A 12133-nucleotide genomic window follows, 5' to 3' on the forward strand; every position below is an offset into this window, starting at 1 on the left:
TTGTTTTCAGGATGATTCTTTGCCTGAATCGAGTTGGATAAGCTGGGCGAGGATGGAAACGGCTATCTCGTATGGGGTTTGGGAGCCGATGGGTAGGCCGATGGGGGTGTGGACCCGGGCCAGTTCATCAGGCAGAAAGCCTTTTTGGTGTAGTTTTTCCAGCGTGGCGGCGACCTTGGCAGTACTGCCGATCATGCCCAGATAGCCATAAGGCTTGCCGAGGCATTGTTCCAGGACGTGCCGGTCGTGGCTGTGGCCGTGGGTCATGATCACGATCCTCGCCTGGAGGCCAAAGCGGATATGAGCTTCAAGGTTGCTGTAATCGCTGAAATGGAGGTCCGCGCAGATCTCAGGAGATATCTCTGCCAGGACCTCCCGGCGGTTGTCGATGAGGCGGGTTCGATAGCCGCAAAGTCCGGCCAGACGGGCCAAAGCTTTGCCGCAATGGCCAGCTCCCACTATGTCAAGGAGTTTGGAGGAAAAGAGCGGTTCGATGAACACGGTCACCTTTCCCCCGCAGATCATGGCCGTGGGGATGCCGATGTCCAGGCTGGCGGTGTCCCCCTGTTCGGAAAGCACAAAGGATAGCAGGAGCGTTCTGGGAGGCTGTTCCTCGCATACTTTGGCGATAATGTGATGTTCCATCTCACCTCCTCCGAGGTTGCCGATGGCCTTGCCGGAAAGGGGAATCAGCATTTTCATGCCTGGTTTTGCCGGAGATGAGCCTTCGGTCTGGACGACCGTTACTTGCCAGGCCGCTTCGTTGCGGGAAACCAACTCGTTCAAGACGGCATAGTATTCTTGCTTATCCATTGTTTCCTCCTTGTTCGGCCGGGCCGGGGCCAAAAACGATCTGATAGGCGCATACGGAAAAGGCGACGGCCACATTGAGCGAGTTTTTCCAGCCCTGGACGGGGAGGGAGACTTGATGGGCGCAAAGGGCCAAAACCTCTTCGGAGATACCCAGGCTTTCGTTGCCCAGCACCAGGGCCAGAGGGAACCGGTAATCGGATTTAAAGACGGATTGGGAGTTTTGGGTGGTTTCCAACGCGTAAAGGTGATAGCCGGCAGCTTTGGCGGTCTCGATAGCTTCCGGGGTCCGCTCAAAATAGCGCCAGGATACCCGGTTGGCAGTACCTCGGGCGGTTTTTTCCAAGGCAGGATGAGCGGGTGTGGCGGAAACGCCGCAGAGCCAGATCTCCTTTATGGCCAGGCATTCGACACCGCGGAAGATGGAGCCAATATTGAAAACTGAGCGTAGGTTGTCTAAAATTACGATGACGTTCTGAGCCCGCTCTTTGGCGGCGGGATCGGAAACGCGGAGTCCGTCACCCTTGAGAACCGCGATCTGGCCGTCTTTGAAAGTGAGGCCCAGTGAGCCTTGAAAACGTGTTATTGCCTGGCTGATCTGGTGTGGATCAGGATCATTCCCCAGATCGTTTGCCAGCCTCAGAACACTCTGCGGAAGGGGCTTTTCCATCCAGCCGATACAGAGCCTGATCTGAGAGAGCAGGGGAGAGGAGCAGGCGGGATCGCCCAAAACTGTTTCCAGGGCTGTCAGAAGCTTGTTTAGAGCCTTGATCCGGCCAGGGGCGTCCAAGGCTTGGAACTTCCTTTGGCTGTAGGATATGAGGGGTTTCATCGGTTCTGCATCTGGATCAGTTTGGCCGCCGTGAGCAGGTTTTCGGCGATGAAATCAGGCTGGTGCTGCCATTTCCGCATATTCAACAGCATCTCTTCGGCTCCGTGGCCGCTGAGGATCAGGATGGTTTTCAGGCCTGCCCTTTTGCCGAACTCAACATCCGTTTGGCGGTCACCGATCATCCAGGAGCGGCCTGGGTCGAAATGGTGTTCCCGCAGGGCGCGTTTGAACATGCCCAGCCCGGGTTTGCGGTCTTCGTGGGCGATGTTATAGGGGGGAACTGTCCCTGCGGCGAAATAGGGTGAAAAATAGAGCGCGTCCAGATTCACGCCTTGTTCCGTGAGCAGTTCGCGCAGGCGAGCGTGGACCCTGTTTAAAGCCGGTATGTCAAAATAGCCTCTTGCGATGCCGGACTGGTTGGTTACCACGAAGAGCAAGAAACCCATATCCCGCAGGATCCTTAGGGCTTCGCCGGTGAAGGGATAGATCTGGTAACCAGCGGGATCTGAGATGTAGCCGAACTGGTCGGGGCTGAGGCAGCCGTCCCTGTCCAGGAAGACGGCGCGCTTAATACCTTTTGCTGTCATGGGTGGAAAAGCGCAGGGCGTCCGGCAGGGCTGTGTTGAAGAGAGTGATTCGGTATTCCCAGAATTCGTTGCGCCGTGAATAGCTGAGGTCGAGCTTCCAGCAATGGAGGTCACGGCTGAGCTTCAGCGATTGCGAGATCAGCTCTTGGGTCTTGAGGTTGTAATAGTTGCCGTAGGTGACAGACCAATTATCTGTGAGCTTGAGCGAGGTGTCAAGGCGTAAGTTGTGGGAGCTGGGGTCCAGGATGCTGCTGGTGCCGTAAAGGTCTTGCGAGAGGCTGAGTTTCCAGGTGTTTTTGTCCCCACCGGCGACAAAGCTTTCGGCTATGACCTGGAGGCTGTCCTGAGGCTGGTAGGGATCGAAGATGCGGTTCTTTTCCTTGCTGAAATATTTGGCGTAGGGAGCGGATCCTGTGAGAGTGAGGGCCTGGGAAAAATACTGGCTGGAAGGTTTCCAATCGTCGAACTGTAGCTTGTAGGGATTGTGGGAAAGAGTGTACTGTGAACTGTAGCCAAGCGATATCTTTTCCAGTCGGTAGCGGGACCCGGTCACGCGCAGAGTTCCCAAATCGAAGCTTCCGGGGCGGAAAGAGGCCCGGTGTGATAGGATCCCGAAGGGCTTGCCGCCTTCTTTGAGCAGATTGGCAGAGACATTTGAGGTCAGGGCAAAGAGGTCGTTTATCTTGCGGTCGTCCTTTCCATATTTGATCTGCCATTTCTGGTCCAGGGAGAGGTTCAGGTTCGCCGCCTCATCAGCGCTGTTCAGCCCGATCCCACCAAAGCTGTAAAATCGGGAATTATCCCGGAAGTCCGGATGCAGGCTGATTCCCGCGGAAGGCGTTAGGATGTGGCGCAGGGATTTCAGCCAGCCCCGGCGAAAGTTCCGGATCCCATAGATGTTGAAGTTGGCGTTGGTATAGGCGCGGTAATCGTTGCCCCGCACCAGTTGGTTGTTCTCCTTGTCGCGGTCAAACCAGGCTTCGCTGTAGGCAAGGCCATGCTGTACTCCGAGCCAGCCCCGCAGCTTCCAATTGTAAGCCAGTCCAAGGTTGTGTTTCATGCCCAGATTGTGCTGGGTGAGGAAAAGTGTGGAATCGGCAGGGTCCGGGACGTTATTCCAGATAAGGTCTCGCACATTCCTGTCCGGATCGCTGCTCTGGCCGATGTGATCGAATCTGACATTGTAGTTGTAGCTCAGGTTACTCCACCACGCGTCGGGGCTGCGGTCGGGCTTGTAAAAGATCTCATAGACCGGCCGGGAAGGGAGCGAGAAGGAGGCCGAGGGCAGGGAAACCGAGGCCCGGTCGTTGATCAGGTCCTCGGTGTAGGAAGCGCCGACGCTGAGGAATGAGTTCAGTAGCGGTTTGCGGTAGGAAAGGTTCGAAGTGACCCGCTGGGCAAGGCTTTCATCGAGGTCGGTGCTGCTTTCCCACATCCGCTTGTTGCTCACGAAATCGATGTTCATGTCGAAAGTGGACCTGTTGCCCAGCTCGTGATGGTGGGTGGCGCGCAGATACCAGTCGTAGAAGGTTTGGGGATAGCTGACCTTTTTCTGGTAGGCGGCGTTGAAGGACCCGGCATGTTTGTAGCGCTCCAGATAATCTACCTTCAGGCCGGCTTTCCAACCCGTCTTTTCAATCAGGTCGAGGCTCAGTACTGCGTCCGCGTAGTCTTTGTAGGGATAATACCAGGCAATGTCCCTGAGGAATTTGCCATCCACGCTGTTGTAGCCAGGCTCCGGGATCAGGAAGCCTGGATGCCTTCCCCGCCGGATGGGGATGGTGATGAAGGGAAAATAGAAGACAGGCAGGTGGTTCACATAGGCGATCACGGGTCTGCCGACCACCTTGTCGCCCCGGTAGACACGCAATTGCGAGGCCGTGAACCAGAAATCCGGCTCGGCGTTTTCGCAGGTGGTGAAGCTACCATTGTCGACATCGTAGGTGTTGCCGTCCACCATGCGGATCTTCTCACCGCTGTAAAAGCCTCTTTCCAGGCGGCTGACTCCGTCGGTCATGAGCCCGGTGCGGGTGTCCATATCGTAGGCAACGTTAGCGCCCAGCAGGATCTGATCGCCATCCTGCATGACCGTGTTTCCCTGGCTGTAAGCTCGTTTGGCCTTCAGGTCCACCAGCAGGGAGTCGCTGCTGATGGTGAATTCCTGATAGCGGACACTGGTGTTCCTGAACAGGCGGATCTGATCCAAAGAATGGTTGTAGGCCATGCTGTCCGCCGCATAGAAGAGGGAATCTTCTTTGGCGGGATTGTAAAACAGGGTGTCGGAAGGGGCCGGAATGGCCGGCAGTGCGTTGTTCAAAGCATCTCCCTGGGCAAGGAGCGGAAGCTGGCAAAGCATCAGGAGCAGGGCGAGGAACAGGGCGGATCTCTTCATTTTGGCAGCAGTATCTTCCTCAGAGGATTCCTTCGAAGATGTCAAAGTTGTCTCTGGAGTTTGCGGAGAGCGGCTTTTCCAGATCGTAACCCACGGATAGGATAAACACGTCGTTGACGTTCGTGGCCAGGAGCGGTGCCGGCAATATGTGGTGGATGGCCTTGAGGGCGGTGTAGCTGTCACAGTCCCTTTTGGCTTTCGCGAGTTCGATCCCGGCATAACGCAGTTTTACGCGAGTGCCTGAATCCGAGTAGGACCCGCCATTGCCGCAGACGTTGTCACTTCCGTCAGTGGCAAAACAAAAGAGGGCGGAATTCTTGTAACGGCTGAGAGTTGCCGCCAGCGACAGGGCCAGATGGCTGCAACGTCCGCCAGTTCCAGGACCGGTGACCTTCAAAGGTGTTTCACCGCCAAAGATCTGGATGAAAGGCGGATGTAGCCGGAATCTGGGATTGTCGGCCCGACGCAGAATCTCCCGCAGTTGTTCTGCAAATTTAGGCAAGGGGCTGTTTTGGAAGCTTGGTTCCAAGTACACCTTGCATCCCTGCTGGCGCAGGTCCGTGGCCAATTGTGAACAGAACGAGCGGTTGTCGGCCACAATGTGATAGCGCAGCTCTTTGCCCGGAGGTTTGTAACGCCACCCATCCAGGGTCTTGGAAGCTGGTATCTCAGGCGTGAACGGGCCCGAGCCGATAATCTGTGGATCGTTGCCCTCCACATCAGAAACGGCATAGACATGGACGCGTTTGGAATTGACAAGGTCCAGGCACTTTCCTCCTTTCAGCAGTGAGAGTTCGCGCCGCTTGCGGTTGATCTCGGCGATGCTTTTTCCGCTCTTAAGGAGTTGGGAGTTTATATCGCTAAGTTCCTGCAGTGTTGCATTTTCCGGCAAGAGCTCGAATAGGGCGGAACTGCCCCCGGAAAGCAATACAACCAGGTCCTCCCGAGCAGGGATGCTACCCAGCCAGTCGACGATCCGGGCGCTGTGGGCCAGGCTGAAGGCGTCAGGAATGGGGTGTCCGGCTTCCAAAACCTTCAGACTGGGGATGGGGCCGAGTGAATGCCCGCGTTTGGTGAGCACAAATCCATCATGTTCAAAGCCTTTTTGAGCCAGCAAAGCAGCGCAGAGGGAAGCCATTTTCCAGGCCGCCTTGCCAATCGCCAAGACTCGCACCCGCGGGCTGAATTTCTCCGCGTCCAGCAGCTTCAACAGTTGCGGATACTGGCAAAACCTGTGCATGAGCTGCAGATAGCTCTGATAGATGCCGTGATGGAGGTTGCTCAAGTATCTCTCCCAAAATTTAAATTTTATCCATATAAAATGCGCAAAAGGATTTAGTCAAGTCCATTTTTCCGTTTCCTTGGGTCGGGATACTCACGCTTGTGAACTTTGTCCCGTCGCAGGTTGGCAGAAAGCAAATAAAATCCTTTACAAAAAAGGCCTCATAGAAAACTTGGTCTTTCTGAATTGTCCTTAGGAGTTACTTATGCCTGACAAGGTGCGTGAAACGAGCAGCAAAGCTGCAATGAAAGAAATGCGGGAAGAGTATCTTCGCTTGCTCGAAGAATCTTTCCAAACCACAGAGGAATTTAAAAAAGGCGACGTCGTCGAGGCCCCGATCGTCACGATCAATGAGAAGTTCATGATCGTGAACCTGGGCGGGAAATTCGATGCGTACGCGGAGATCGGTGAGTTTGCCGACGAAAAGGGAAACCTTAGCTACAAGGAAGGCGATACCCTCAAAGGTTATATCGTGGACAGTAACGAGCAGGGTTTCGTTATTGGCAGAAGTCTCACCAAGCAGTTTGTGGACAAAAACTCCCTGCTGGACGCCTATGAGCGCAAGATTCCGGTGGAGGGGAAGATCTATGCTGTCACCAAAGGCGGGTTCAATGTCGACGTCCTCGGTGCCCGCGCGTTCTGCCCCATTTCCCAGATCGCCTCGCGCGGCGGGGATAACGCGGAGCAGTACATCGGCAAGAGCATGGATTTCCTGGTGATTGAATGTTCCGACAATTGCCGCCGTGTGGTAGTTTCGCACCGTCAGATCGAAGAAGCGGCCGAGCAGGAAAAGAAAGCCGCCGCCCTCGAGAAGCTGGTTGTGGGCGAAGTCGTTAAGGGCACTGTGATGCGCATGACCGGTTTCGGCGCTTTTGTCGAACTGGGCGGGATCGAAGGCCTGATGCACGTTTCCGAGATATCCTGGCAGCATGTCATCAAGCCCCAGGACGCCCTGAAAGCTGGCCAGGAGGTCGAAGTCAAGATCCTGGACATCAAGGGCGACAAGCTCTCGCTCTCCATGAAGGCTTTGCAGGAAAATCCCTTTGCCGCGGTCATCAATGAACTCAAGGAAGGCGACAATATCAACTGTCGTGTCCTCCGCCTGCACAATTTCGGCGCCTTTGCCGAGATCAAGCCCGGGGTCGAGGGTCTGATCCCAATCTCCGAAATGAGCCGCAGCCGCAACATTTCCCATCCCCGCGAAGTGCTCAAGGAAGGTGATTTTGTGGAAGTGCAGATCCTGCGCATCGATCCCGACACCCAAAAGATTTCTCTTTCCCTGCGTGCCCTCCAGGCCGATCCTTGGGAAAACATAGATGAGATCGTCAAGCTCGAGACACCCTTCACCGGGACAGTCGAAAGCTCCACCAATTTTGGCCTGTTCGTCTCCATCACTGAAGGCATCACGGGTCTTCTGCCCCGCAGCCGCATCCGTGAGAAGGACAGCTTCAAATCCGGCGACGAGGTCACCCTGATGGTCACCGCGATCGACAAGGAAAACCACCGCCTGACCCTGGATTACACAGACAGGGCCCCCGGCGAGGTTGTCGAGCAGCGCCACCGTTCCAATGACCGCCGCGAGCCGCAGAGCAGTTCATTCGACCGCCCCCGCGGACGTGGAAGGTCCCGCGCTGACGAGGAATGGCGCAGATACGCCAGCGAAAAGCCCAATCCAGTGGACGACAATCCCTTCAAAGACCTATAAGTTTCCATGCAATCCCGGGATAACCAGTTCATCCAGCTTCGCAAACAGAAGCTGGCGAAACTCATTGACGCGGGCATAAACCCCTATCCGGTCAAATCCTCCCGCACCCACAAGATCGCAGAAGTGCTGTCTGACCGCGAGGAATGGATCTCTTCGGAGCGTGAGGTTTGTCTGGTGGGAAGGCTGGTTGCCATGCGCAGGCAGGGTAAGATCGGGTTTGGAAACATTGAGGACAGCAGCGGCCGCGTGCAGCTCTATGTGGCGCAGAACCTCGTGGGAGAGGAAAATTACGAACTCTTCAAGCTCTGCGACGCCGGCGATTTCATCCAGGTTCTCGGCACCATGTTCCACACCCAGGCAGGCGAATACTCTATCAAAGCGAACAGAATCGGCCTGTTGAGCAAGAACCTCCGTCCCCTGCCCGCAGTCAAGGAAAAGACAGTGGACGGCAAAACAGTCCGCTATGATGAGTTTTCGGATATCGAACTGCGCTATCGCAAGCGCTATCTGGACCTGCTGCTCAACCCTGATCACCGCAAAGTGTTCATCCAACGAGCCAGGATCGTCACCGCGATCCGCGCCTTCCTGGACGCCCGCGAATACACCGAGGTCGAGACCCCCGTCCTGCAACCCCTCTACGGAGGCGCTAACGCCCGTCCTTTCGTGACCCATCACAACACTTTGGACACGGACCTGTATTTGCGCATTGCCACGGAACTTTACCTCAAACGCCTGATCGTAGGCGGTTTCGAGCGGGTTTACGAACTGAACAAGGACTTCCGCAACGAAGGTATGGACCGCACCCACAACCCCGAATTCACCATGCTCGAGCTCTATGAGGCCTATTCCGACCTCGAGGGGATGATCGCCATCACCGAGGACCTGATCAGGCACCTGGCCGTGGACGTATTAAGCAAAAGGGAATACTCTTTCCGTGGCCATGCCATCGATCTGGGCAAACCCTTCACCCGCGCCTCCATGACCGATCTGGTCAAACAGCACGCGGGCATAGACCTTTCCGACCTCGATCTGGAGAGGGCCCTGGCTTTCTGCCGGGAACGTAAGCTGGAGATCCCGCCGGGAGCAGGAGTGGGCAGGCTGATTGCCCTGCTGTTCGAGACCTATGTTGAGGAAAAGCTGATCCAGCCGACCTTCGTGGTCGATTTTCCCAAGGAGATCTCGCCCCTGGCCAAGTCCAAAGAGGACAATCCCCTCTTGGCGGACCGCTTTGAGCTGATCATTGCCGGACAGGAATTCGCCAACGCCTTCAGCGAACTCAACGATCCCCTCGACCAGCGTGCCAGGCTGGAAGCACAGGCGCAGCTTCGCGCCCTGGGAGACGACGAGGCCAACGTGGTCGACGAGGATTTCCTTGAGGCCATGGAATACGGAATGCCGCCGATGGGCGGGCTCGGTATTGGCATCGACCGCCTGGTCATGCTGCTCACGGAAAACGACTCGATCAAGGAAGTTATCCTCTTTCCCCAAATGAAGCCCGAATAAGCGGCTTCTGTCCTTTTTCAGAACATCCCTCCCTTTCCGCCCTCATTCCATCATCCAATTCCGTCCTGACAATCTGCGTACACATCCCGAACAAGGTTGGGAATGTGTACCTTGATGTTTCGAGTGGCATGGCGCTCTGGACTGAGGAGCGAAGACGCGCTGCCCGGGCTTGATGCCCATTCCAGATAAAAGCTGAAGCCAGCCCGGCTTCTGTTCACCCCCCCCCCTTACATTCATCCGGTCCGTTTCCAGTACGTATCCCGCCGGATTCGCGCCTGCCGGGCAGTTATCGTGCGGGATACGGACAAGAAACCAAGCTTCAGAAAAAAACGGGGAAGAAAACAGAGCTTTGCCGTTGTATTTGGCTGGGCGCTTGCTTAAGCTCATGAGGCCCGGCGGTCAATTGTCGTCTGGCTCGGACTTGTCGTTCTCGTCCGTTTCCAGGATGTCAACCGAATAGACGAATCCATGGGTCCCGGCCTTGACCAGGTTCTTCAGCTTATCCGCGATCAATTCCATGGCGTCGATATAGTCGATGGTGTTCAGCCCGCCCCCGGGGTCGCATTCCGCGTTCTGGATTTGGGTTAGGATCTTTTCTCTCTGGGTGTGGTGCATCTCGTTGATTCTGCCTTCCAGTTCGATGATCTTGTAGGTGTAGAGGGGCTTGAGTTCCTCGATGTATTCAATGGAAAGGTCCAGCATGTCCATCACCTTGGCGTGGAAATCGTTGATCATCTCCCGGAAATCAGAGCAGAGTGGGTTTTTCTGGGCCGGGATCTGGTAGTTGAGGATGCGGTTCACCTCTTCGGTGAAATCCCCGATCTTTTCGATGTCGTTGACCGTGTGGAGCAGGGCGGGGATCTTTTGGATGATGACCTCGGCGTTGGTGCGTTCGTTGACGGCCACCAAATAGCGCGTGATCTCCCTTTGGAGGTGATCGATGGAGGCTTCGATGCGGGAAACGCGGATCTGCTTCTTGTAGTTCTTGTCCTTGAAAGCCTCAAAGGAGACGGTCAGGCCCAGCCTCACCAATCTCAGCATTTCCCGCATTTCCCGCAGGGATTGGTCGATGGCCAGGTGGGAATCGCCGATCAGGCGATAATTCAAGTGCTTGGGTTCGCCCAGGGAGATCGTGTCCTCCGGGTCTTTGGGGATTATGCGTTTGGCGATCCCGGCCAGAACTCCGGCCAAGGGTAGCATCACGATCGTATTGAGGACATTGAAGAAAGTGTGGGCGTTGGCGATGTGCCGGGCCACGTTCTGGCCTGCAAAAACGTCGCCGGGGGTGATGAGGTTGATGAATACCTTGTAAATGCCCATCGAGGTGAGAAAGGCAAAAATGACCGTGCCAAAGAGGTTGAATATCGTGTGCACGAGGGCGACGCGTTTGGCGGTGTTATTCGCTCCGAGGCCAGCCAGCCAGGCGGTGATCGTGGTGCCGATGTTATCCCCCAAGACCAGGTAGATTGCGCCTTCGAAGGGGATCAGGCCGGTGTTGGCCAAAACGATCACGATACCCACGGAGGCGGAGGAACTCTGGATCAGCATGGTGAAGAGTGCGCCGGCCAGGATCGCCAGCACGGGAAAATCCGCCGAACGGGCCAGGATCCCGTGGGCGAAGGGGGAATTCTTCAAACCGGCAACTGAATGGGACATGACACTCAAGCCTATGAACAGCAGGCCAAAACCCAGGATGATCAGGCTCCAGTGCTCCATTTTCCGGGAGCGCTTGACCAGCATCCCCACCACGCCGATGATCACAAAGGCGTAGGCGAATTTGCCGATGTCAAAAGCGATGAGCTGGGCGGTGATCGTGGTGCCGATATTGGCCCCCATCACCACACCCACAGCCTGCTGCAGGGTCATCAGCCCGGCGTTGACCAGGCCGATGATCATCACGGAAGTGGCTGAGCTGCTTTGGATTATGCCGGTGATGCCCATGCCTACCAAAACCCCCTTGAAGGGAGTGTTGGTGATCTTCTTAAGGATGCGGCGCATCTCGGTTCCGGCCACGGCCTGCAGATTGTCGCTCATCTTGTTCATGCCGAACAGGAAGAGCGCCAGGCCACCCAGCAGGTTCAGGACATCGATAAAAGTCATATCTGCATTATCTCCTCAGTGGATGGCAGGACAATTTTCGGAATAGGGGTTTTGGTCAAGGTTTTTTCTCATCCTCCGCCCCGGAGACTGAACTCGCTTATCTGACGAGGCTGAAGAGCGTATCCCGGTTTGTTGCCAACTGGCTGGGGTCCAGATGTGGGATGAGATGGCAATGGCGGGCCCGGCGCTGGTCGAAACGCTCAATGCTCTGCGCCAGAGACAGTTGCCACCGCGTGGGGGCGAGAGGAAGCGCTTCCTGATAGGCCAAGATGAACGCCGTGGCTAGTTTTTTCAGGGCTGGAGGCGGAAATTCGCCGGCCCAAAACAGCAAAAGATGGCTGAGGTCAGCCTCGGGCGAGGCAAATCTGGATTCTGCGAAATCGATCAGGTAAAACGAATCTTCGGCGGCAAGGACGTTGCGGGGTTGGTTGTCCCAGTGGCAGAGGCAGAGGCCGTTATCCAGAGTGGCATGGTGGAAGGCGGCGATGGTTTTGGCCAGGCGGGAAGATTCTTTTTGCGTTAGTCCAATGTCCAGGTAGGGCGTGCCCTCGATCCTGGCCATTTCTATCCATTGGGGAGCGCTGAAATCCAGCAGGGCAGGGGTCTGGGGCAGGCGGCGCTCATACACGGCCAGTTCGCGCGCGTAGTCCTCCGGGTCTGTAAAGTATTTCCTTACAGTGTCATCCCGCAGTTCGACCCGGCTGGTTCCTGCCGTCATGGGGCAGCTGGCTCAATCTACCTTGAAGCGCCGGATCTCGTTCTTGTTGAAGACGGGGACGATAATTTCGCCAGTGGGCTGATGATAATAGATATCGGCGGGGGAGGGGATATTTTCCTGCCAGAGCAGTGTACGGTTCTGTTCTTGGGGGATCATGAAGATGGCCTCTTCGCCCCAGGAAACGAAATAAATCCTGCCCAGTTC

10 protein-coding genes are annotated in these 12133 nt (G+C 56.0%); 2 read left to right on the top strand and 8 right to left on the bottom strand.

Annotation, left to right across the window (positions count from 1 at the left end; genetic code table 11):
• Positions 1–6: 6 nt before the first annotated feature.
• Genes K0B87_02415 through K0B87_02435 form a run of 5 tightly spaced genes read right to left on the bottom strand, consistent with a single transcriptional unit; the run spans position 7 to position 5906 of the window.
• Complete coding sequence (locus tag K0B87_02415; protein ID MBW6513591.1) at positions 7–813, bottom strand: XdhC family protein; 807 nt, start codon at positions 811–813, stop codon at positions 7–9.
• Positions 806–1642, bottom strand: a complete 837-nt coding sequence (locus K0B87_02420) for an RNA methyltransferase (GenBank protein ID MBW6513592.1) — start codon at positions 1640–1642, stop codon at positions 806–808. The genes K0B87_02415 and K0B87_02420 overlap by 8 nt, the downstream gene beginning before the upstream one ends.
• Entirely contained in the window at positions 1639–2229 is a 591-nt protein-coding gene (locus tag K0B87_02425) for an HAD family hydrolase (GenBank protein MBW6513593.1), read from the bottom strand. Before K0B87_02425 ends, K0B87_02420 begins: the two co-directional genes overlap by 4 nt.
• Positions 2210–4621 (bottom strand): LPS-assembly protein LptD, encoded by a 2412-nt coding sequence (locus K0B87_02430; GenBank protein ID MBW6513594.1) that lies wholly within the window; start codon positions 4619–4621, stop codon positions 2210–2212. The genes K0B87_02425 and K0B87_02430 overlap by 20 nt, the downstream gene beginning before the upstream one ends.
• Before the next feature lie 19 nt (positions 4622–4640).
• Positions 4641–5906 carry a DUF4147 domain-containing protein gene (locus K0B87_02435; GenBank protein ID MBW6513595.1) on the bottom strand — a complete coding sequence of 422 codons (1266 nt, stop codon included), beginning with the start codon at positions 5904–5906 and terminating at the stop codon, positions 4641–4643.
• Positions 5907–6108: 202 nt separating this feature from the next.
• On the opposite strand from K0B87_02435, the gene K0B87_02440 reads away from it, so the two are divergent.
• Both K0B87_02440 and lysS read left to right on the top strand, forming a co-directional pair.
• Positions 6109–7608: a S1 RNA-binding domain-containing protein gene (locus K0B87_02440; protein MBW6513596.1), complete on the top strand. Its 1500-nt coding sequence runs from the start codon at positions 6109–6111 to the stop codon at positions 7606–7608.
• Positions 7609–7614: 6 nt separating this feature from the next.
• Entirely contained in the window at positions 7615–9111 is a 1497-nt protein-coding gene (gene lysS, locus K0B87_02445) for a lysine--tRNA ligase (GenBank protein ID MBW6513597.1), read from the top strand.
• Between the two features lie 399 nt (positions 9112–9510).
• On the opposite strand, the gene K0B87_02450 is transcribed toward lysS, so the two are convergent.
• The 3 genes from K0B87_02450 to K0B87_02460 all read right to left on the bottom strand — a co-directional run.
• Positions 9511–11211, bottom strand: a complete 1701-nt coding sequence (locus tag K0B87_02450) for a Na/Pi cotransporter family protein (protein ID MBW6513598.1) — start codon at positions 11209–11211, stop codon at positions 9511–9513.
• Between the two features lie 97 nt (positions 11212–11308).
• Positions 11309–11929 carry a phosphotransferase gene (locus K0B87_02455; protein MBW6513599.1) on the bottom strand — a complete coding sequence of 207 codons (621 nt, stop codon included), beginning with the start codon at positions 11927–11929 and terminating at the stop codon, positions 11309–11311.
• 12 nt (positions 11930–11941) lie between these two features.
• Positions 11942–12133: hypothetical protein (locus K0B87_02460; GenBank protein MBW6513600.1), on the bottom strand; the 192-nt coding region annotated here is incomplete at its 5' end.

This window comes from Candidatus Syntrophosphaera sp. (genome assembly GCA_019429425.1).
Lineage (GTDB): Bacteria > Cloacimonadota > Cloacimonadia > Cloacimonadales > Cloacimonadaceae > Syntrophosphaera.